The sequence below is a fragment of the Streptomyces sp. NPDC001851 genome (assembly GCF_040297165.1).
Lineage (GTDB): Bacteria > Actinomycetota > Actinomycetes > Streptomycetales > Streptomycetaceae > Streptomyces.
The window spans coordinates 426,121-447,136 of the sequence record NZ_JBEOYR010000001.1 but is presented as its reverse complement, the minus strand read 5'-3'; the positions used below and the strand labels follow the sequence as shown (position 1 = coordinate 447,136).

General features: G+C 71.9%; 22 protein-coding genes. 6 read left to right on the top strand and 16 right to left on the bottom strand.

Annotation, left to right across the window (positions count from 1 at the left end):
- Positions 1-13 precede the first annotated feature (13 nt).
- The 4 genes from ABT171_RS02085 to afsQ1 all read right to left on the bottom strand — a co-directional run bounded on the left by ABT171_RS02085 (position 14) and on the right by afsQ1 (position 3,662).
- Positions 14-574 carry a VanZ family protein gene (locus tag ABT171_RS02085; RefSeq protein WP_351238748.1) on the bottom strand — a complete coding sequence of 187 codons (561 nt, stop codon included), beginning with the start codon at positions 572-574 and terminating at the stop codon, positions 14-16.
- Positions 575-766: 192 nt separating this feature from the next.
- On the bottom strand, positions 767-1,399 hold the full coding sequence (locus ABT171_RS02080; protein WP_351238746.1) for a hypothetical protein: 633 nt from the start codon (positions 1,397-1,399) through the stop codon (positions 767-769).
- Positions 1,396-2,988, bottom strand: coding sequence for an ATP-binding protein (locus tag ABT171_RS02075; protein ID WP_351238744.1), 1,593 nt, complete (start codon positions 2,986-2,988; stop codon positions 1,396-1,398). The genes ABT171_RS02080 and ABT171_RS02075 overlap by 4 nt, the downstream gene beginning before the upstream one ends.
- Entirely contained in the window at positions 2,985-3,662 is a 678-nt protein-coding gene (afsQ1, locus tag ABT171_RS02070) for a two-component system response regulator AfsQ1 (RefSeq protein ID WP_190012869.1), read from the bottom strand. Before afsQ1 ends, ABT171_RS02075 begins: the two co-directional genes overlap by 4 nt.
- 239 nt (positions 3,663-3,901) lie before the next feature.
- Between afsQ1 and ABT171_RS02065 the strand changes: the two genes are divergently transcribed.
- The gene (locus tag ABT171_RS02065; protein WP_351238742.1) at positions 3,902-4,645 is read left to right on the top strand and encodes a SigE family RNA polymerase sigma factor; all 744 of its coding nucleotides are present in this window, start codon (positions 3,902-3,904) and stop codon (positions 4,643-4,645) included.
- A gap of 136 nt (positions 4,646-4,781) precedes the next feature.
- Here the strand turns inward: ABT171_RS02065 and ABT171_RS02060 are convergent, their stop codons facing one another.
- The gene (locus ABT171_RS02060) at positions 4,782-5,417 is read right to left on the bottom strand and encodes a uridine kinase family protein (protein WP_351238740.1); all 636 of its coding nucleotides are present in this window, start codon (positions 5,415-5,417) and stop codon (positions 4,782-4,784) included.
- Between the two features lie 126 nt (positions 5,418-5,543).
- Here ABT171_RS02060 and ABT171_RS02055 point away from each other — a divergent pair, with 126 nt between their 5' ends.
- Positions 5,544-5,933: a hypothetical protein gene (locus ABT171_RS02055; RefSeq protein WP_351238739.1), complete on the top strand. Its 390-nt coding sequence runs from the start codon at positions 5,544-5,546 to the stop codon at positions 5,931-5,933.
- An 83-nt stretch (positions 5,934-6,016) separates the two neighbouring features.
- Here ABT171_RS02055 and ABT171_RS02050 read toward each other — a convergent pair whose 3' ends face one another.
- From ABT171_RS02050 to deoC, 3 genes are read right to left on the bottom strand one after another with little or no spacing between them, the layout of a single operon-like run.
- Positions 6,017-6,904, bottom strand: coding sequence for an aldehyde dehydrogenase family protein (locus ABT171_RS02050; protein WP_351238737.1), 888 nt, complete (start codon positions 6,902-6,904; stop codon positions 6,017-6,019).
- Positions 6,897-8,333 carry an aldehyde dehydrogenase family protein gene (locus ABT171_RS02045; protein ID WP_351238735.1) on the bottom strand — a complete coding sequence of 479 codons (1,437 nt, stop codon included), beginning with the start codon at positions 8,331-8,333 and terminating at the stop codon, positions 6,897-6,899. Before ABT171_RS02045 ends, ABT171_RS02050 begins: the two co-directional genes overlap by 8 nt.
- Positions 8,334-8,338: 5 nt before the next feature.
- A complete protein-coding gene (gene deoC, locus ABT171_RS02040) occupies positions 8,339-9,298 on the bottom strand; it encodes a deoxyribose-phosphate aldolase (protein WP_351239113.1) in 960 nt (319 codons plus the stop codon).
- A 147-nt stretch (positions 9,299-9,445) separates the two neighbouring features.
- Here deoC and ABT171_RS02035 point away from each other — a divergent pair, with 147 nt between their 5' ends.
- A complete protein-coding gene (locus ABT171_RS02035) occupies positions 9,446-10,138 on the top strand; it encodes a PH domain-containing protein (protein WP_351238733.1) in 693 nt (230 codons plus the stop codon).
- Between the two features lie 878 nt (positions 10,139-11,016).
- Here ABT171_RS02035 and ABT171_RS02030 read toward each other — a convergent pair.
- The 4 genes from ABT171_RS02030 to ABT171_RS02015 form a co-directional block, all read right to left on the bottom strand.
- Positions 11,017-12,648, bottom strand: coding sequence for a phospho-sugar mutase (locus ABT171_RS02030; protein WP_351238731.1), 1,632 nt, complete (start codon positions 12,646-12,648; stop codon positions 11,017-11,019).
- A gap of 59 nt (positions 12,649-12,707) precedes the next feature.
- Complete coding sequence (locus ABT171_RS02025; protein ID WP_351238729.1) at positions 12,708-13,532, bottom strand: purine-nucleoside phosphorylase; 825 nt, start codon at positions 13,530-13,532, stop codon at positions 12,708-12,710.
- 104 nt (positions 13,533-13,636) lie between these two features.
- Positions 13,637-13,918, bottom strand: a complete 282-nt coding sequence (locus ABT171_RS02020) for a type II toxin-antitoxin system RelE family toxin (protein ID WP_351238727.1) — start codon at positions 13,916-13,918, stop codon at positions 13,637-13,639.
- Between the two features lie 49 nt (positions 13,919-13,967).
- A complete protein-coding gene (locus ABT171_RS02015; RefSeq protein WP_351238725.1) occupies positions 13,968-14,405 on the bottom strand; it encodes a gamma-glutamylcyclotransferase family protein in 438 nt (145 codons plus the stop codon).
- Between the two features lie 95 nt (positions 14,406-14,500).
- Here ABT171_RS02015 and ABT171_RS02010 point away from each other — a divergent pair, with 95 nt between their 5' ends.
- Positions 14,501-15,949 carry an NAD(P)H-quinone dehydrogenase gene (locus ABT171_RS02010; RefSeq protein WP_351238723.1) on the top strand — a complete coding sequence of 483 codons (1,449 nt, stop codon included), beginning with the start codon at positions 14,501-14,503 and terminating at the stop codon, positions 15,947-15,949.
- Positions 15,950-16,115: 166 nt separating this feature from the next.
- The gene (locus ABT171_RS02005; RefSeq protein ID WP_351238721.1) at positions 16,116-17,042 is read left to right on the top strand and encodes a DeoR/GlpR family DNA-binding transcription regulator; all 927 of its coding nucleotides are present in this window, start codon (positions 16,116-16,118) and stop codon (positions 17,040-17,042) included.
- 194 nt (positions 17,043-17,236) lie between these two features.
- On the opposite strand, the gene ABT171_RS02000 is transcribed toward ABT171_RS02005, so the two are convergent.
- Positions 17,237-19,009: an acetyl/propionyl/methylcrotonyl-CoA carboxylase subunit alpha gene (locus ABT171_RS02000; protein WP_351238719.1), complete on the bottom strand. Its 1,773-nt coding sequence runs from the start codon at positions 19,007-19,009 to the stop codon at positions 17,237-17,239.
- A gap of 367 nt (positions 19,010-19,376) precedes the next feature.
- Here ABT171_RS02000 and ABT171_RS01995 point away from each other — a divergent pair, with 367 nt between their 5' ends.
- The gene (locus ABT171_RS01995; RefSeq protein WP_503072732.1) at positions 19,377-19,979 is read left to right on the top strand and encodes a hypothetical protein; all 603 of its coding nucleotides are present in this window, start codon (positions 19,377-19,379) and stop codon (positions 19,977-19,979) included.
- On the opposite strand, the gene ABT171_RS01990 is transcribed toward ABT171_RS01995, so the two are convergent.
- From ABT171_RS01990 to ABT171_RS01980, 3 genes are all read right to left on the bottom strand, one after another.
- Complete coding sequence (locus tag ABT171_RS01990) at positions 19,951-20,568, bottom strand: Maf family protein (RefSeq protein WP_351238715.1); 618 nt, start codon at positions 20,566-20,568, stop codon at positions 19,951-19,953. The genes ABT171_RS01995 and ABT171_RS01990 overlap by 29 nt on opposite strands.
- Before the next feature lie 34 nt (positions 20,569-20,602).
- A complete protein-coding gene (gene mmpB / locus ABT171_RS01985) occupies positions 20,603-20,731 on the bottom strand; it encodes a morphogenic membrane protein MmpB (RefSeq protein ID WP_351238713.1) in 129 nt (42 codons plus the stop codon).
- A gap of 74 nt (positions 20,732-20,805) precedes the next feature.
- Positions 20,806-21,015, bottom strand: coding sequence for an acyl-CoA carboxylase epsilon subunit (locus tag ABT171_RS01980; protein ID WP_351238711.1), 210 nt, complete (start codon positions 21,013-21,015; stop codon positions 20,806-20,808).
- Position 21,016 lies beyond the last annotated feature (1 nt).

The following is a 21,016-nucleotide window of genomic DNA, read 5'->3' as shown; positions in this document are numbered from 1 at the left end:
GCGAAGCGTCACTCTACGGAGCTATTCCGACCCTGGGAATCGTCGGGGTACGCCCCTGAGACAGCCCCTCCTGGACGGTGACGGCCTCGGTCCCGGGATGCTCGTGCGACTCCCGCCTGCGCAGCCGGGCGCGTCCCGCGGGCACGACGAGCAGGTGGGCCAGGATCGCACCGGAGGTGTTGAGCAGCAGCGAGTCGACGTCCACCACCCTGCCGGGGACGCCGGTCTGCAGCAGGGCGATGCCGAGGGAGATCAGCGCGGCCGCGGCGGCCGTACGGATCAGGGAGGCGAGCGGGGAGACGTCGAGTCTGCCGTGGGCCATCGGCAACAGCACGCCGAGGGGGGCGAGCAGCGCCAGTCCCTCACCGAGGGGTCTCGCCGCCCGCGGCCAGCCCAGGGCCAGGTCGGCCCGGATGCCGGCGAACGGGTGCACGTTGGGGGGTGCCACCCAGGGCACGTCCAGAGGCCGCAGCATCAGCCAGGCGACGAGGGCGAGGTGGGCGACGAGGAGGACACCCCCTGTCACCCGGATGCGGATCGCGGCGCTGCCGCCGATGGAGCCTTGACGCTGCACGCCACCCAAGACGCAGCGCGGGTGCCGAACGGTTCCGCGCCGCAACCATCCGGTGCCCTCGGCTGCGCCCGCGGGGGCGGGTGCGCTCTTGGCCGCCGCCGGCCCGGGGGCCGGTTCGCTTGCCCGCGCCGACGGGGAGGCCGCGACGGACCCGCACCCGGCGACGGACCGCAGCCCCACCGCGGGACTCCGCTATCTGCGCCCGATCTCACTGGACGGCGGCTGGACGCTGCCCGGGCGGTCGCGGACCTCGTCCGTGCATTCGTAGCGGCGCAGCGCGTCGTGGGGCGGGCCGCCCAGGATGACCGAGCCGTCGCCCTCCGTCGCCGCCGAGTCGGACAGGGTGCACACCAGCTGGGCCAGGGCGTAGGAGGTCAGACGCGACGGTGCCGTGCTCAGCCGGAGCGTGTCCTCGGGGTCCCTCGGGCCGGGCCCGCTCACGCCGAGCCCGCCCGGCACGTACGTCGTATAGCCCGCGGAGCGCTCCGCGGCGGTGGGCGCCGCGGCGAGCTGGTCCAGCAGTCCCTGCGCGACGATCACCCGGCGCCGCGCGTCCGGAGTGCCCTCGGGGACGCGCACCGTCCGGTCCACGGTCACCAGGGACGCCCCGCACAGCAGGAAGACCTGCACGGGCACCCCCTGCGAGGACTGCGCGGCCGGGTTCGGCCCGGCCAGCGAGCACGGCACCCGGGAGGGCGCCGCGCCGAAGTCGGTCGGCACCTGGGTGGGCCGGATGCCGCACCCGGTGAACAGCAGGCCCAGGAGGGGCAGCGCCAGCAGGCGTCGTCTCACGGTCCGGCGTCGTCTCACGGTCCGCGCGCTCATGACCCCTCCTTTCCTGAACCGTCGTGCGTTTCCTGCTTGTCGTTCTGCGGGTCCCCGTCCGCCTCCTCCGTCAGCCGGGAGGCGTCCCGTGGCAGCGTGAGGGTGAACACCGCGCCGCCCTCGGGCGAGTTGGCGGCCGTGATCTCGCCGCCGTGGATATGGGCGTTCTCCATGGCGATGGACAGGCCCAGACCGCTGCCCTCGGAGCGGGGCCGGGAGGCGCTCGCCTTGTAGAAGCGGTCGAAGACGTGCGGCAGGACCTCCTCGGGGATGCCGGGGCCGTGGTCGCGGACCTGGATCACCATCGAGTCGTCCGACTCCCGCACCGACACCCGCACCGGCGATCCGCCGTGCTTGAGCGCGTTGCCGACCAGGTTGGCGAGGATGACGTCCAGCCGGCGCGGATCGAGGCGGGCGTGGATGCCGCGTTCGGCGTCCAGCTCGACCGCGTCCAGCCAGGCCCGGGCGTCGATGCAGGCGGTGATCTGGTCGGCGACGTCGACGTCGTCCAGCACCAGCCGGGCGGTGCCCGCGTCGAAGCGGGTGACCTCCATCAGGTTCTCGACCAGGTCGTTCAGCCGGCGGGTCTCACTGACCACGAGCCGTACCGCCGGCTCGATCATCGGGTCGATGCTCCCGGACTCGAACTCCAGCTCCTCCTCCAGCACCTCCGTCACGGCGGTGATGGCGGTCAGCGGCGTCCGCAGCTCATGGCTCATGTCGGCCACGAAGCGCCGCGAGGCCTCGTCCCGCGCGGCCATCTCCGCGACCCGCTGCTCCAGGGCCTCGGCCGCGTTGTTGAAGGTCCGGGACAGGTCCGCGAGTTCGTCCGTGCCGGACACCCGCAGCCGCGTGTCCAGCTTGCCCTCGCCGAGCCGCCGGGCGGCAACGCCGAGCCGGTGCACCGGCTTCAGTACGGTCGTGGCGGCGGCCTGCGCGAGCAGTGCCGCACCGATCAGCGCGAGCCCGGTGGCGATGCCCAGCGACCAGGCCAGCGAGTCGAGGTCCTTGGCCTCCGGCTCCAGGGACTTCGCCATGTAGCCGGTCGGACCGCCGCCTATGACGCGGGTGCCGGCCACCAGATAGGGCGTGCCGTGGTCCACGACCCGCTGCCAGTACAGGTGGTACGGCTCCCTGTTGGCGTCGGTCACCTTCTGCCGCTTGGCCACGGCCGTGCGCAGCGACTTCGGTACGTCCTCCAGCGCGAAGCCGTTGATGCCGCCCGAATTGCCGTACACCGTCTTGCCGCCGGCGTCCTGGGCCACCAGGAGCACGCTGAAGTGCTGGCTGCTCGCCGCCATCTGGCCCGCCGCGCGCTGGAGCTGGTCCTGCGTGGGGTGCTCCGGCAGCGCGCCCGCGCGGTTCTGCATCTCCTGCCGGAAGTCGCGCAGCACCGCGTCCTGGGCACGGGTGAGCACCGCCTCCCGGTTCAGCCAGTAGGCGATGCCGGAGGCGGACACCGCCGCGGTGAGCGCGACCAGTGCGAACACCACGACCAGGCGCAGCCTGAGGCTGGTGAACCTGAGCCGCGACAGACTTCCCCTGCGCCGCGCGGACCAGCCGCGCAGCCCCTCTTGCGTATCGGTCACTGAGGCGTGTCCAGGCGGTAGCCGACACCACGGACGGTACGGATCAGGGTCGGGGACGACGGCACGTCCTCGACCTTCGCGCGCAGCCGCTGCACACAGGCGTCCACGAGCCGCGAGTCACCGAGGTAGTCGTGCTCCCACACCAGCCGCAGCAGCTGCTGCCGGGACAGCGCCTGACCGGGCCGCCGGCTCAGCTCCAGCAGCAGCCTGAGCTCGGTCGGGGTCAGCTGCAGGTCCTCGCCGTTCTTCGTCACGGTCATCGCCGAGCGGTCGATGACCAGGCTGCCGAAGGTCGCCGAATCGCTGGACTCCCGCTCCCCGCGCCGCAGCACGGCCCGGATCCGGGCGTCCAGCACCCGGCCCTGGACCGGCTTGACGACATAGTCGTCGGCACCGGACTCCAGCCCGACCACGACGTCGATGTCGTCGCTGCGCGCGGTCAGCAGGATGATCGGCAGCTGGTCGGTGCGCCGGATGCGCCGGCACACCTCGAAGCCGTCGATGCCGGGCAGCATCACGTCCAGCACGATCAGGTCGGGCCGCTGCTCGCGCAGCAGCTTCAGACCGTCCTCACCGCTGGCAGCGGTGGCCACCCGGTGTCCCTGGCGCGTCAGGGAGAGCTCCAGGGCCGTACGGATGGCGTCGTCGTCCTCGATCAGCAACAGGGAAGGCACGGGCTCATTCTGGCCCATGGACCGGGTGTCGTACGACCTGCGCGCACCAGGCCCTTCCCACCGCCACGCAGTGTGCACTTCCTGTGACGGACCTGGGCCGGACCCCTGTGACAGGTCTGTGACAGTCGGCGGACACGGCGATGAAGTCACCCCGGCAGTCTTTTGGGCACGGGCCGACGGGGGAGCCAACCGGCCCGGGCAAGGCCGAATCACCGCAAGTCCACGACGGGGAGCGCGAGATGAACACGCTGCACAGCATCAGCACCAGCGCCGTAATCACGCGACTGCACGACGTGCACCGGTCCGGTTCTGAGAAGTCCGGTGCCGTGAGCGGGCGGGGGTGCGCTCGCGGCACCGGGCGTCAGCACCCGGCATACATGTCGGTGGTTGACGCGCACACGGGGGAAACGCACGGGGGAACCGCGTACAGGGAGGACTCGGGGGAGCAGCGTCACTCGCTGACGGAGGCGGAGTTCACCGCCTACGTACAGGAACGCCGCGCCTCCCTGTACGCCACCGCCTACCACCTGACCGGCGACCGCTTCGAGGCCGAGGACCTGCTGCAGAGCGCGCTGTTCTCGACGTACAAGGCGTGGGACCGGATCAGCGACAAGGCGGCGGTCGGCGGTTATCTCCGCCGCACCATGACCAACCTGCACATCAGCGCCTGGCGGCGCCGCAAGCTCAACGAGTACCCGACCGAGGAACTGCCGGAGACGGCCTCCGACACGGACGCGATGCGCGGCACCGAGCTGCGCGCGGTTCTGTGGCAGGCGCTGGCCCGGCTGCCCGAGCTCCAGCGCACCATGCTGGTCCTGCGTTACTACGAGGGCCGCACGGACCCGGAGATCGCGGAGATCCTCGACATCAGTGTGGGCACGGTGAAGTCCAGCATCTGGCGGTCGCTCCGCCGGCTGCGCGAGGACGAGGTCCTCAGCTTCGGCCGTGACCAGGAGGACGCCTTCGGCGAACTCGTCGCCTGAAGGTCAGGGGTCACTGGGGGGTGACCTGAGGGGGGAACACGGGGGACCACCGGGGGAGGGGGCACGGGGGAGCAAGAGGAACGGGACTGGTGGGCCGGGGGGTCCGACCAGTCCCGTTTCGCGTTGCGTGCGCCGGTCAGGCCACCGTCTGCCGGCGCACCTGCCGCCCCGCTGCCGCCGCCGCGAGCCGGCCGAGGGCCTCGTCCCGGTCGCAGGGGTGCGCGCCCAGAGACACCTGGCGGGCGACGATCGACCGCTCCGCGCGCATCAGCCGCCAGCCCCGGCGCAGCAGGAACGGCACCGACTTGCGCCCCTCCTTCAGGTCGCGCAGGAAACGGCGGCGGAAGGTGGTGACGGGACCGCGGGTCAGACACAGCGCGTCCGCCAGCACCCCCAGCTCACGGCAGCGCCCGACGATCTCCGCGGCGAAGATGCCCTCCGCGATGAACAGCGGGGTACGGCCGATGCGCAGGGTCTCCTCGCCGGTCCGGGCGCTCAGCGCGATGTCGTACACCGGTACCGGCGTCGACCCGGTGGCGCACAGCCGGGTGATGGCCTCGACGGCGACGTCCGCGTCCCACGACTCGGGGTGGTCCCAGTCGATGTCCGAACTCCCCTCCACCAAGGGCAGGGTCGGGTCGTCGCCCTCCTTGTAGAAGTCGTCCAGGCGCAGGACGGGAAGCCCGGAGCGGGCGGCGACGAGGGACTTGCCCGAGCCCGAGGGGCCGCACAGCAGGACGACACGGGCGGGGGACGGGAGATGAAGGCTCACGGAACACCAGTTTGACGCATGGGGAGCCGCCTGCCGACCCCGCGGGTCGGCTTTTGAGCGTGACTCCCACCTCAACTACTCTTCGTGTCGAACCTGCTACACCACGCAACCGAAGGTGGCCCCTGGATGGCACGACACGCGTTCCCCCTCAACCACACCGCGAAGCGGGCCCTGTTCGTCCTCGCGACCGCCTCGGCGGCGCTGGGTGCGGGTGCGGTGACGGCGTCCGCGGGCACGGACGCCGCTCGCCTCGCGGACGTGCCCTGGCGGCCCGCCGCCTCCTTCGGTACGACCGCCCCGCAGGCCGCCGTGCAGGGCGCGACCAGCGGACTGCAGTACGCCACCGTGCCCTTCCAGGCCCTCCAGTACACCCCGGTCGGCAGCATCGCGGCCGGCCCCGCGGACGACGGCGACGTCTCCGGCTACACCGGCCCGCTCGTCGAGACCGGGACGGTCGGCATCGTACCGACGGTGGAGCGGACGGTCGGCGGACTGCTGGGCGGCGGCGCGGCCTGAGCCGGCCGGCGCCCACGAAGAGAGCCGCGCCTTCCCCGGACGGAGGGAAGACGCGGCTCTCGGCCGTGGGGCCCGGACGCGACTCAGTACGACGAGCCGGAGGCGCCCAGTGAGCCCGTCGGGTGCCAGACCGTCTTGGTCTCCAGGAACGCCGTCATCCGGTCGGTGCCCGGCGTCTCGAAGTAATCCACAGCCTGTGGACGCAGCACGCGCTTCAGGTTGTCCGCCGCCGCGATCTCCAGCTCCTTCGCCAGCTCCTCGTCGGCGCCCGCGAGGTCGATCGCGTTGACGTCCTGGTGCGCGGCCAGCGGCGCCGCGATCTCCGCCGTACGGCCGGACAGGACGTTGACCACGCCGCCCGGCACGTCGGAGGTGGCCAGCACCTCGGCCAGGGAGAGTGCCGGCAGGGGGGACTTCTCGCTCGCCACCACGACCGCCGTGTTGCCGGTGGCGATCACCGGGGCCACGACCGACACCAGGCCCAGGAACGACGACTCCTGCGGGGCCAGGACGACGACCACGCCGGTCGGCTCGGGCGAGGAGAGGTTGAAGTACGGGCCCGCGACCGGGTTGGCGCCGCCGATCACCTGGGCGATCTTGTCGGTCCAGCCCGCGTACCAGACCCAGCGGTCGATCGCCGCGTCCACGACCGCGGCCGCCTTCGACTTCGACAGGCCCTCCGCGTCCGCGACCTCGCGCACGAACTGCTCCCGGCGGCCCTCCAGCATCTCCGCGACGCGGTAGAGGACCTGGCCGCGGTTGTACGCGGTCGCGCCGGACCAGCCGCCGAACGCCTTGCGCGCGGCCACGACCGCGTCCCGGGCGTCCTTGCGGGAGGACAGGGGTGCGTTCGCCAGCCAGTTGCCCTTCGAGTCGCTCACCTCGTACACCCGGCCGCTCTCGGAACGCGGGAACTTCCCGCCGACGTACAGCTTGTAGGTCTTGAACACCGACAGTCGTGCATCAGACATCGAGGTACGCCTCCAGGCCGTGGCGGCCGCCCTCGCGGCCGAAGCCCGACTCCTTGTAGCCGCCGAACGGCGAGGTCGGGTCGAACTTGTTGAACGTGTTGGACCAGATCACGCCCGCGCGGAGCTTGCTCGCCACCGCCAGGATGCGGGAGCCCTTCTCGGTCCAGATGCCCGCCGACAGGCCGTACTGCGTGTTGTTCGCCTTGGCGACCGCCTCGTCCGGCGTGCGGAAGGTCAGGACCGACAGCACCGGGCCGAAGATCTCGTCACGGGCGATGGTGTGCGCCTGGGTGACGTTCGTGAAGAGCGTCGGGGCGAACCAGTACCCGGAGCCCGGCAGTTCGCAGGCCGGCGACCAGCGCTCGGCGCCCTCCGCCTCGCCCCGCTCGGCCAGCGCGGTGATCCGGGCCAGCTGCTCGGCGGAGTTGATCGCGCCGATGTCGGTGTTCTTGTCCAGCGGGTCGCCGAGGCGGAGGGTGGAGAGCCTGCGCTTCAGGGACTCCAGCAGCTCGTCCTGGATCGACTCCTGGACCAGCAGGCGGCTGCCCGCGCAGCAGACCTGGCCCTGGTTGAAGAAGATCCCGGTGACGATCCCTTCCACCGCCTGGTCGATCGGGGCGTCGTCGAAGACGATGTTGGCGCCCTTGCCGCCCAGTTCGAGGGTGAGCTTCTTGCGGGTGCCCGCGACGGTCCGCGCGATCTCCTTGCCCACGGCCGTGGAGCCGGTGAAGGCCACCTTGTTCACGTCCGGGTGCGCGACGAGTGCGGCGCCCGCGTCGCCGTAGCCCGGGAGGATGTTGACGACACCCTTGGGCAGGCCGGCCTGGCGGCAGATGTCGGCGAAGAACAGGGCGGAGAGGGGGGTCGTCTCGGCGGGCTTCAGCACGACCGTGTTGCCGGTCGCCAGCGCCGGGGCGATCTTCCACGCCAGCATCAGCAGCGGGAAGTTCCAGGGGATGACCTGGCCGGCCACGCCCAGCGGCCGCGGGTTCGCCCCGAAGCCCGCGTGGTCCAGCTTGTCGGCCCAGCCCGCGTAGTAGAAGAAGTGGGCCGCCACCAGGGGGAGGTCGGCGTCCCTCGTCTCCTTGATCGGCTTGCCGTTGTCCAGCGTCTCCAGGACGGCCAGCTCGCGGCTGCGCTCCTGGATGATCCGGGCGATGCGGAACAGGTACTTGGCGCGCTCGGAGCCGGGCAGCGCCGACCACTTCTCGAACGCCTTGCGGGCGGCCTTCACCGCGCGGTCGACGTCCGCCTCGCCCGCCTGCGCGACCTCGGACAGCACTTCTTCGGTGCTGGGCGAGACCGTCTTGAAGACCTTGCCGTCGGCCGCGTCCGTGAACTCGCCGTCGATGAACAGGCCGTAGGAGGGGGCGATGTCGACGACCGAGCGGGACTCGGGCGCGGGTGCGTACTCGAATGCGGATGCCATGGGGATCAGTCCACCGTCACGTAGTCGGGGCCGGAGTAGCGGCCGGTGGCCAGCTTCTGACGCTGCATCAGCAGGTCGTTCAGCAGCGAGGAGGCGCCGAAGCGGAACCAGTGGTTGTCCAGCCAGTCCTCACCCGCGGTCTCGTTGACGAGGACGAGGAACTTGATGGCGTCCTTGGAGGTGCGGATGCCGCCGGCGGGCTTCACGCCCACCTGGACGCCGGTCTGGGCGCGGAAGTCCCGTACGGCCTCCAGCATGAGGAGCGTGTTGGCGGGGGTGGCGTTCACCGCCACCTTGCCGGTCGAGGTCTTGATGAAGTCGGCACCGGCGAGCATGCCCAGCCAGGACGCCCGGCGGATGTTGTCGTACGTCGACAGCTCCCCGGTCTCGAAGATGACCTTCAGACGGGCGCTGTCGCCGCAGGCCTCCTTCACGGCGACGATCTCGTCGTACACCTTCAGGTACTTGCCGGCCAGGAACGCGCCCCGGTCGATGACCATGTCGATCTCGTCGGCGCCCGCGGCGACGGCGTCACGGACGTCGGCCAGCTTGACGTCGAGGGCGGCGCGGCCGGCCGGGAAGGCGGTGGCGACCGAGGCGACCTTCACGCCGGAGCCGGCCACGGCCTCCTTGGCGACGGCCACCATGTCGGGGTAGACGCAGACCGCGGCCGTGGTCGGCGCCGTACGGTCCGTCGGGTCGGGGTGGACGGCCTTGGCGCCGAGCGCCCGGACCTTGCCCGGGGTGTCCGCGCCTTCCAGCGTCGTCAGGTCCACCATCGAGATGGCGAGGTCGATGGCGTAGGCCTTCGCGGTGGTCTTGATGGAACGGGTGCCGAGAGATGCGGCGCGCGCCTCCAGGCCGACCGCGTCGACGCCGGGCAGCCCGTGCAGGAAGCGGCGCAGCGTGCTGTCGGACGCGGTGACATCCGAGAGAGCGTGAGCTGTGGGTGCGGTAGTGGGCATGGTCACCAGACGAGCATATCTACGCGCGTAGCGGATGTATAGCCCCGGGGTGCGATCGGCGCTCATCCTCTGCCCGAAGATCACGGATGAGCGCCGGTGCCGGACCGCGTGGAGGCACCCGCGGCGATGTCATGCACAATCGGGACCATGACGACCCCGGACCACCAGTCACCCGCGTCACAGCCTCCGGTGCCCACCCAGCAGGACCGGATCTACCGCTCGCCCATGGCGCTCGTGGGCGGCGTGCTGCTGCTCCTCGTCGTCGGCTGGCTCGGCTTCGACGCGCTGTTCCAGGGCCACGGCCGCACCCCGTGGCTGGCGCTCGCCGGAATGATCCTGGCGGTGCCGCTGGTGATCGCCTTCACGCTCCGCCCGGCGGTCTTCGCGGGCGAGGACCGGCTGCGGATCCGCAACCCGTTCCGGGTGATCAGCCTGCCCTGGGGCGAGGTCGCCTCGCTGCGCTCCGGCTACTCCAACGAGGTCGTCGCCAAGTCCGGCACCAAGTACCAGCTGTGGTCCATCCCCGTCTCGCTGCGGGCCCGCAAGAAGGCGGAGGCGCGCAAGGCGCGGGCGGCGGCGGAGGGAGCGCGCGGCGAGGGGCCGGCGAGCCGGGGACTCGGCGGCCTGGGCGCCTTCGGCGGCGCGGGGCGCGGCGCTGCGGCGACCGGACCGACCCGCGCGGAGACCGACCAGGTCATGGATGAGCTGCGGGAACTCCTGGACCGGCGGGGCGAGGCGGAGTCCGCGCGCGGAGAGGTCACCGTGCGGTGGGCGTACGAGGTGGTCGCACCGGCGGTGGCGGGGGCGGTCCTGCTGGCGATTCTGCTGGCCATGGGCTGAGGGGTTCGCGGCTGGGCGGGTTGGGGTGAGGTTGTCGGGGTGGGCTGAGGTACGGGTTGGGCTGAGGTTGAGGTGTTTTGCCCGAGGGTGCCGGATAGTTGCCGTTGGGCCGCCCGCTTCTGTGTCAGTGTCGTGCTTCCGCGAGGCGAGTAAAGGGCGCTCCCGTTCCGCTGCGCTCCACTCCCGCGTCGCCTTCGGCGATGGCCCTCCGGGCCACCCTTGACTCGCCCCGCTCCAGCACGGGGAAGAAGCGAGCGAGCGGCCGCGAAGGCAGCGGCCCAGCCCGGCACCGGGCCCTTCGGCGGGCAGCGAAGCCGCCGTGGGCAGGGGGCGCGGTCGCGGGTCGCATGCACGCCGGGTGGGCTTGGCGGCGTCCGGCCGGTGGTGGGGGGCGCGGTCGCGGGTCGCCAGCACGCCGGGTGGGTGTGGCGGCTTGCGGCCGGTGGGTCGGGAGCGGCGAGGGCGAGCGGTGAGTGGCCCATGGGCAGGGGGCGCGGTCGGGTCTCGCATGCACGCCGGGTGGGTGTGGCGGCTTGCGGTCGGTGGTGGGGTGCGCGGTCGCGGGTCGCCAGCACGCCGGGTGAGTTCGGCGGCTTGCGGCGGGTTGGGGGTGGGGAGGGGCGGCGCGCGTCGGTGGCGGGAGCCGTGATTGGTAGATGTGGGCGGGGTGGGGGAAGCGAGGCAGGGGCGTGGCTGTGTGGAGGGCTTGGTGAGTGGCCCAAAGCTGCCCATTACTGCCTGCGCCCGGTCCGGGGGCGCGGCCGACCCGAGGGGCTGGTGCCGCCGAGTGGCCGGCGGTCACTTCGGGGGGGTCGGGAGGATCGCGAAATGGGGTGCCCCGGGTCGGGGGCACCCCATCGGTGTCGGTGTGGGGCGGCTCAGATGCCGGCGGCCGCCGACAGGTCGCGCTTGATCGTGGTCAGGAGTTCCGCCGCGCGGGCCCGGGCGGCCGGGAGGCCGGTGTGCGTGGCGACCGGTACGACGACCTCCAGGTAGCACTTCAGCTTCGGCTCGGTGCCGCTCGGGCGGACGATCACCCGGGCGCCGTCGAGGGTGTAGCGCAGGCCGTCCGTCGGGGGCAGCCTGTCCGTGCCCCGGGTCAGGTCCTCGGCCCGGGTGATGGGCAGGCCGGCCAGCTCGGTCGGCGGCTGCTCGCGCAGGCGGCGCATCGCGTCGGCGATGAGCGAGAGGTCCTGGACCCGGACCGAGAGCTGGTCGGTGGCGTGCAGGCCGTGCTCCACGGCGAGGTCGTCCAGGAGGTCGAGGAGGGTGCGGTTCTCCGACTTCAGCTGCGAGGCCAGCTCGGTGATCAGCAGGGCCGCCGTGATGCCGTCCTTGTCGCGCACGCCCTCGGGGTCCACGCAGTAGCCGAGGGCCTCCTCGTAGCCGTAGCGCAGGCCGTCCACGCGGGCGATCCACTTGAAGCCGGTCAGCGTCTCCTCGTAGGGCAACCCCGCCTTCTCGGCGATGCGGCCGAGGAGGGAGGAGGAGACGATCGACTCGGCGAAGGTGCCGCGCGCTCCGCGCCGGACCAGGTGGGCGGCGAGGAGCGCGCCGACCTCGTCGCCGCGCAGCATCCGCCAGTCGGCGCCGTCCTTGACGGCCACGGCGCAGCGGTCGGCGTCGGGGTCGTTGGCGATGACCAGGTCCGGGTCGCTCGCGCGGGCCTGGGCGAAGGCGAGGTCCATCGCGCCCGGCTCCTCCGGGTTGGGGAACGCCACCGTCGGGAAGTCGGGGTCCGGCTCGGCCTGCTCGGCGACCAGCACCGGCTCGGGGAAGCCGGCGCGGCCGAACGCGGCGAGCAGGACGTCCTTGCCGACGCCGTGCATGGCCGTGTAGACCGTGCGGGCCGTGCGGGGGGAGGCGGGGGACAGCACGGCGTCCGTGCGGGCCAGGTAGGCCTCCAGGACCGCGTCGTCGAGGGTCTCCCAGCCGGACTCCGGACGGGGTACGTCGTTCAGGCTCGCGATCGCGTCGATCTCCGCGGCGATCTCCGCGTCGGCCGGCGGCACGATCTGGGAGCCGTCGCCGAGGTAGACCTTGTAGCCGTTGTCCCGGGGCGGGTTGTGGCTGGCGGTCACCTCGACGCCCGCGACCGCGCCGAGGTGCCTTATGGCGAAGGCCAGGACGGGGGTGGGCAGGGGGCGGGGGAGTACGGCCGCGCGCAGGCCGGCGCCGGTCATGACGGCGGCGGTGTCCCGGGCGAAGTCGGCGGACTTGTGGCGGGCGTCGTAGCCGATGACGACGACTCCGTCGGTCTGGCCCTTGTTCTTCAGGTACGCGGCGAGGCCCGCCGCGGCGCGGATGACGACCGACCGGTTCATGCGCATCGGGCCGGCGCCCAGTTCGCCCCGCAGTCCGGCGGTGCCGAATTGCAGCGTGCCGCTGAAGCGGGCCGACAGTTCCGTGACGTCACCGGCGTCGATCAGCTTGGCCAGTTCGTCGCGGGTCTCCTGGTCCGGGTCCTCGGCGAGCCAGGTCTTGGCCCTGCTGATGAGATCGTCGTGCACCTTGGGATCAACCTCTCCGTGTTTGCCTGGTCCACTGGGGCTCCGCCCCCGGCCCCCGTTTACAGCTTGCCCAGCACCTGGCCCAGCAGCTGGCCCATCCGTGCGGCCGAGTCGCGGCCCGCCTGGAGGACCTCCTCGTGGTTGAGGGGCTCGCCGGTCATGCCGGCCGCCAGGTTGGTGACCAGGGAGATGCCCAGCACCTCGGCGCCCGCCTCGCGTGCGGCGATGGCCTCCAGGACCGTGGACATGCCGACCAGGTCCGCGCCGATGACGCGGGCCATGCGGATCTCGGCCGGGGTCTCGTAGTGCGGGCCGGGGAACTGCGCGTAGACGCCCTCCTCCAGGGTGGGGTCGATCTCCTTGCACAGGGCGCGCAGACGGGGGGAGTACAGGTCGGTCAGGTCGACGAAGTTGGCGCCGACGATCGGGGACGTCGCGGTCAGGTTGATGTGGTCGCTGATCAGGACCGGCTGGCCGGGGCGCATGCCCTCGCGCAGGCCGCCGCAGCCGTTGGTCAGGACGATCGTCTTGCAGCCGGCGGCCACCGCGGTACGGACGCCGTGGGCGACGGCGGCGACGCCACGGCCCTCGTAGTAGTGCGTGCGGCCCAGGAAGACCAGGGCGCGCTTGTCACCGAAGGAGTACGAGCGGATCTTGCCGCCGTGCCCCTCGACGGCCGGCGGCGGGAAGCCGGGCAGCTCGGTGACCTGGAACTCGGCGTCGGGGGCGCCCAGGGCGTCGACGGCCGGAGCCCAGCCGGAGCCCATCACGAGGGCGACGTCGTGGGTCTCGGCGCCGGTGAGTGCGCGCAGGCGCGCGGCGGCGGCGTCGGCGGCGGCGTACGGGTCGCCCTGGATGTCGTCCGGAAGAAGAGATGCGTTCACGCCGACGAGGGTAGCTCGTCTTCGCCTACGCGCGTAGATGACAGACGTCACGGGATCGGGATCGTTGTCTTGTCGTTTCCGACGAAGCGGGCCGGCGGCCGCGCTCAGACGTCGGTGATGAGGACGTCCTTGTCGTTGAAGACCTCGACGATGAAGATCAGCAGACGGCCACGGCTCACCGTGTACTCGACCAGGATGTTCTGGGTGAGCCGGATCGTGCGGTCGTCGCCGGTGGAGCTTATGGGCCGGGACACCGGGAGGAAGGGGTCGCGGGCCAGCATGGCCATGCCCTTGTCGAAGGCGTTGCGCTGCGGCTCGTCGAGCCGGTCGCGGGCCGCCGCGGCCTGGACCGTGTAGTAGATGTCGTAGGTCCTCGTGGGGGCCATGAGCTCTCCCGTTGGTGCGTCGGAACCCCAATTCTACGAGCGCGGCCGCTCAGCAGGGGCGTTTCCGCAGCTCCATCACATAATCGTGGGGCGCCCCCGCCGACTCCGCCGCGTCGGCGATCTCGCCCAGGTAGCGCGCCGAGGGCAGACCGCCCTCGTAGCCGTTGAGGACGTACGTCCACGCCGTCTCCTCGCCGTCGAGGGTGTGCACGCGCACCCGGACCCGGCGGTAGAGGTCGTCTTCCACGCCCTCCCACCGGTCGAGGGACTCCTCGTCCATGGGTGCGATGTCGTACAGGCCGACGAAGACCTGTGCCAGCGGATCCTCGACGATCGTCGCCAGCGCCCCCTCGAAGCCCAGCTGCTCGCCGCCGAACGTCAGCCGCCAGCCGTTCAGCCAGCCCGTGGCGCGCAGCGGGGAGTGCGGGGCGCGGAAGGACATCAGGCCCGCGTCGAGGTTGCCGGCGTAGGCGGCATAGAGCGACATGCAGAGAGGGTACGGCAGGGGAACTCGGGTCACTCGTGTCCCAGCCGAGGCTTCCGTGCGCCCCGGGGCAGTAGCACCTTGAAGGGTGCGGGACAATGGAGTACGTGACTCGGATCGTGATCATCGGTGGCGGACCCGGCGGATATGAAGCGGCCCTGGTGGCCGCCCAGCTCGGTGCGGAGGTGACCGTCGTCGACTGCGACGGTCTGGGCGGAGCGTCGGTGCTGACCGACTGCGTGCCGTCGAAGACGCTCATCGCTACGGCCGAGGTGATGACCACCTTCGATTCGTCGTACGAAGAGCTGGGGATCATCGTCGCCGACGACACCCCGCCGCTGGAGCAGGCGGCCCGGGTGGTCGGGGTGGACCTGGGGAAGGTCAACCGCCGGGTGAAGCGGCTGGCCCTCGCCCAGTCCCACGACATCACCGCCTCCGTCACGCGCGCCGGCGCCCGGGTCATGCGCGGCCGCGGCCGGCTGGAGGGCATGCAGGCCCTCGACGGGTCCCGGAAGGTCGTCGTCACCGCCGCCGACGGCACCGAGGAGACCCTCACCGCCGACGCCGTCCTCATCGCCACCGGCGGTCACCCGCGCGAGCTGCCCGACGCCCAGCCCGACGGCGAGCGCATCCTCAACTGGACCCAGGTCTACGACCTCACCGAGCTGCCGGAAGAGCTGATCGTGGTCGGATCCGGTGTCACCGGTGCCGAGTTCGCCGGCGCCTATCAGGCCCTGGGGTCGAAGGTCACGCTCGTGTCGTCCCGGGACCGCGTGCTGCCCGGTGAGGACCCGGACGCCGCCGCCGTGCTGGAGGACGTCTTCCGGCGCCGCGGCATGAACGTCATGGCCCGCTCCCGCGCGCAGTCCGCCAAGCGCGTCGGCGACCGGGTCGAGGTGACGCTGGCCGACGGGCGCGTCATCAGCGGCACCCACTGTCTGATGGCCGTCGGCGCCATCCCGAACAGCGCGGGGCTGGGCCTGGAGGAGGCCGGCGTGAAGCTGCGCGAGTCGGGGCACATCTGGACCGACAAGGTGTCGCGTACGACCGCTCCCGGCGTCTACGCGGCCGGTGACGTGACCGGGATCTTCGCCCTCGCGTCCGTCGCCGCCATGCAGGGACGTATCGCCATGTACCACTTCCTCGGCGACGCGGTGACCCCGCTGAACCTGAAGACGGTCTCCTCCAACGTCTTCACCGACCCCGAGATCGCGACGGTCGGCTACACGCAGGCGGACGTGGACGCGGGCAAGATCGACGCCCGGGTCGTCAAGCTGCCCCTGCTGCGCAACCCCCGCGCCAAGATGCAGGGCATCCGGGACGGCTTCGTGAAGATCTTCTGCCGGCCGGGTACGGGCATCGTCGTCGGCGGTGTGGTCGTCGCGCCCCGCGCCTCGGAACTGATCCACCCCATCTCGATCGCCGTCGACAACAATCTGACGGTCGAACAGATCGCGAACGCGTTCACGGTGTACCCCTCCCTTTCGGGGTCGATCGCCGAGGTGGCCCGGCAGCTGCACACCCGCAAGGCGGGCGCGGACGTCTGACGGCCGGTTCCGGCTTCCCGCTGGTCACGGGGAGTTGCCGCGTGTGCGTACGGCATAGTCGGGGCGGATAGGTCCTATACCACTTCCGCCCCTGTCGTACGAACAACTTCTGTTATTCGGCGCAAACTGCTGAAAGCAGACGGTCGCTGGGGTTACTGTCAGTTTCGTGTTCGCTGCTGAACGTCGCCAATTGATCCTCGAAATGGTGCGAGCGAACGGTGCCGTGTCGCTCCGTGAGCTCGCCCGCGTCGTCCAGACCTCCGAAGTGACCGTACGGCGGGACGTGCGGGCACTGGAGGCCGAAGGACTCCTCGACCGCCGGCACGGCGGTGCGGTACTGCCGGGCGGGTTCACGCGAGAATCCGGCTTCCCGCAGAAGTCCCATCTCGCGACCGCCGAGAAGACCGCCATCGCCGACCTCGCGGCGGGCCTCGTCGAAGAAGGCGAGGCCATCGTGGTCGGCGCGGGTACCACCACGCAGGAGCTGGCCCGCCGGCTCGCGCGGGTGCCCGGCCTGACGGTCGTCACCAACTCCCTCCTGGTGGCCCAGGCGTTGGCCCATGCCAACCGGGTGGAGGTCGTGATGACCGGCGGCACCCTGCGCGGCTCCAACTACGCCCTGGTCGGCTCCGGCGCCGAGCAGTCCCTGCAGGGGCTGCGCGTGTCGAAGGCCTTCCTCTCCGGGAGCGGGCTCACCGCCGAGCGCGGCCTGTCCACGTCCAACATGCTCTCGGCGTCCGTCGACCGGGCGCTGGTGCAGGCCGCCGCGGAGGTCGTGGTCCTCGCCGACCACACCAAGCTCGGTACGGACACGATGTTCCAGACCGTGCCGACCGATGTCATCACGCGCCTGGTCACCGACGAGCCGCCCGCCAACGACGACCGGGCCGGCATGGAGTTGCAGGCTCTCGCCGACCAGGGGGTGCAGATCGCCGTGGCCGGGGCGAGCGGCCCTCCGGGGGGTGAGCAGGCCCCGGCGCGTCGCGCTCCGCTGCCGGGGCCGCGCAGGGGGGTGACGCTCCGCTCGGGGGCGGGGTACGGGGAGCCTGCGGGGGCTGAGCGGGGGCGTGTCGCTGATTTGCGGCGGCGCTGAAGGCGCCTGCTCGCCGTAGGGGTTGTGGTCCGTCGGCGGGTGCGGGTTCGTTGTGGTTGCTCGCGCCCACGCGGCGGAGCCGCACAGGGGGCACAGCCCCGCGCCCCTGGGGAGTCGCAGCTCGCCTCGCCGACAAGGGAACGCCCGGCGGGCCAACCGAGGTTGGCCCGCCGGGCGTCTCTCGGAAACCGGCGTCAGTCCTTGATCTCGCAGATCGCCGCGCCGGACGTGATGGAGGCGCCGACCTCGGCGTTCAGGCTCTGGACCGTGCCCGCCTTGTGGGCGTTCAGGGGCTGTTCCATCTTCATGGCCTCCAGGACGACGACCAGGTCGCCCTCCTTGACCTCCTGGCCCTCCTCGACCGCGACCTTGACGATCGTGCCCTGCATCGGTGAGGCGAGGGTGTCGCCGGAGGCGACGGGGCCCGACTTCTTGGCGGCGCGGCGCTTCGGCTTGGCGCCGGCCGCGAGGCCGGTACGGGCCAGGGACATGCCCAGGGACGACGGCAGGGAGACCTCAAGGCGCTTGCCGCCGACCTCGACGACGACGGTCTCGCGGCCGACCTCCTCCTCCGCCTCCACGTCGGCGGGGGCGGCGAAGGGCTTGATCTCGTTGACGAACTCGGTCTCGATCCAGCGCGTGTGGACCGTGAACGGGTCGGCGGAGCCGGTCAGCTCGGGGGCGAACGCCGGGTCCCGCACCACCGCGCGGTGGAAGGGGATCGCGGTGGCCATGCCCTCGACCTGGAACTCGTCCAGGGCGCGCGCGGCCCGCTCCAGGGCCTCCTTGCGGGTGCGGCCGGTGACGATCAGCTTGGCGAGCAGGGAGTCCCAGGCGGGGCCGATCACGCTGCCGGACTCCACGCCCGCGTCCAGGCGGACACCGGGGCCGGACGGCGCGTCGAACCGGGTGACCGTGCCGGGGGCCGGGAGGAAGTTGCGGCCCGGGTCCTCGCCGTTGATGCGGAACTCGAACGAGTGACCGCGCAGCACCGGGTCGTCGTAGCCGAGCTCCTCGCCGTCGGCGATGCGGAACATCTCGCGCACCAGGTCGATACCGGCGACCTCCTCGGTCACCGGGTGCTCCACCTGGAGCCGGGTGTTCACCTCCAGGAAGGAGATGGTGCCGTCCTGGCCGACCAGGAACTCGCAGGTGCCCGCGCCCTCGTACCCGGCCTCCTTCAGGATGGCCTTCGAGGCGCGGTACAGCTCCGCGACCTGCTCGTCCGAGAGGAACGGCGCCGGGGCCTCCTCGACCAGCTTCTGGTGGCGGCGCTGCAGGGAGCAGTCACGCGTGGAGACGACGACCACGTTGCCGTGCTTGTCGGCCAGGCACTGGGTCTCCACGTGCCGCGGACGGTCCAGATAGCGCTCCACGAAGCACTCGCCGCGGCCGAAGGCGGCGACCGCCTCGCGGACCGCCGACTCGTACAGCTCCGGGACCTCTTCCAGGGTCCGGGCGACCTTCAGACCGCGGCCACCGCCACCGAACGCGGCCTTGATCGCGATCGGCAGGCCGTGCTCCTCGGCGAAGGCCACGACCTCCTCCGCACCGCTCACCGGATCGGGCGTACCGGCGACCAGCGGGGCACCGGCGCGCTGGGCGATGTGGCGGGCGGCGACCTTGTCACCCAGATCGCGGATGGCCTGCGGCGGCGGGCCGATCCAGATCAGACCGGCGTCCAGGACCGCCTGCGCGAAGTCGGCGTTCTCCGAGAGGAATCCGTACCCCGGATGGACGGCGTCCGCGCCGGACTCGCGCGCCGCGTTCAGGATCTTGTCGATGACCAGATAGCTGGTGGCCGGGGTGTCACCGCCCAGGGCGAACGCCTCATCCGCGGCGCGGACATGCAGAGCGTCCCGGTCCGGGTCGGCGTAGACGGCCACGCTCGCGATCCCGGCGTCCCGGCAGGCCCGGGCCACGCGGACAGCGATTTCGCCACGGTTGGCGATGAGCACCTTGCGCACGATTGAGGCTCCCTCCTTGAAACAAGCCGAGTTTAGGGACTGCCGACACGGCACTTCGACCCGTCCCCAATGGTGAGCTTGCCCACACGGAGCGTGATTCGAGGCGCGCTCGACCCGTGAAAGTCCTTGTCGCACCGCGATACGCAGGACTCCTCCGGGAAACCCTAGCCCTGTCATGTGGTCAAGGTCTCTGTGAGAGCGTGCTGCGGCCCACTCAGTTTCTTTGTCGAGTCCCTACGAATGGCCCAATGATTCTTTGCTGGTGCGCGAACCCTTGTCCCGGGGTTTACCCGTTAGTAGCGTTCGTGACGGCTCGAACGTACCTGGGGTAACACGCAGCTGGCTTGAGAGTGGGTGGGGACCGGTGGTGCGCAGACCGGTGGCATGGGTCGTGGCGGTCGTCCTCCTGGCGGAGGGCGTCTTCTTCGCCGCGCTGAACTGGTTCCTCGGAGTGGTGGTCGACCGCCAGGACATGTCCCTGGGCGGCCTCGACCCGTCGACGATGGCGACGTCCTCGAAGATCGGCGGCGTCGTCTTCGGGCTCTACTTCGCGCTGTGCGCGCTGGTGGCCGTCCTGGTCGCGGTACGCGACCGCGCCCCCGCGGGCTTCGGCCGCGTCCTGCTGATCAGCGTGGCGGTCGTCCACGGCCTGCTGGGCGCCTTCGCCTGGGGCCTGGTGGGCTGGACGGCGTTCCTGTTCATGGTGGCCGTGCTCGGCCTCGTCGTACTGCTCCTGATGACGTACGACCGTGACGGCGGCCCGCAGCGGGGGGCCGCCGGCGGTGGCGCCGGGCAGGACGGCGACCCGGTGGCGGAGGCCGAGCCGGCCCCGGCTGCGGCGACGGCCACGGGCCCGGCGCCCGTACCGGGCCCCCGTACGGACACGCCGCAGGACGCGGGCGACGGGCACGGCGAGCCGCAGGACTCCGCGCCCGCCCGGATCACTCGTCCGGCGACCACAACTCCGTGATGCCCACGCCCAGTTCGGCCAGCAGCCTGCGCACCAGGGGCAGGCTGATGCCGATCACATTGCCGTGGTCGCCGTCGATGCCCTCGATGAACGGCGCCGAACGGCCGTCCAGGGTGAAGGCCCCGGCGACGTAGAGGGGCTCGCCGGACGCCACGTAGGCCGCGATCTCCTCGTCGCTGGGCTCACCGAAACGGACGACGGTGGACGCGGTCGCGGAGACGTACCGCTTGGCCGCCGTGTCCCAGACGCAGTGGCCCGTCTGGAGGGTGCCGGCCCGCCCGCGCATCGCCTTCCAGCGGGCGGTCGCCTCCTCGGCGTCGGCGGGCTTGCCCAGGGCCTGCCCGTCCAGCTCCAGCACCGAGTCGCAGCCGATCACCAGGGCGCCCTGCACCTCCGGCTTCGCCGCCACGACCGAGGCCTTCGCCTCGGCCAGGGCGAGGGCCAGCTCCGCCGGGGTGGGCGCGGTGACGGCGTCCTCGTCGACGCCGCTGACGATCACCTCCGGTGCGAGGCCGGCCTGCCTCAGCAGGCCCAGCCGGGCGGGGGAGGCGGAGGCGAGGATCAGGCGGCGGCGTGGCTTGGCAGTCATGCGGCCAGGTTAGTCAGGTGGGGTGCCGTTCGGCTCACCTCAGGCCGATGACGAGCATGGCCAGGATCATGGCCAGGGCCATGAAGAGACCGAGCCGCCGCATCATGTCCTGCGCGTCGCGCAGCTCCTTGGGCGGCTCGTCTTCCGGGTCTGACCACAGCATGCCACCAGCGTGCGGCCTCGGCCGTGGAGGGCGCCTGAGTAGCGGTACTCAATTGGCGCCCTGGGCAACCTCCGTCAGCTCGGCCAGTAGGTGCGCGTCCACGACGCCGGCCCCGGCTTGGGGAGCCGGGCGGCCGCGATCCTGTCCGGGTCGGACCAGGCGTCCCTCGGGCCCTGGGCGCCGGGCGGCGTCGCCGCTGCCGCCGCGGCGCGGGCGCGGACCACCGCCAGGGCGGCGGCGAGCTCCTCCGGGGTCGGGTTGCCCCGTACGACTTTGATCGTCACA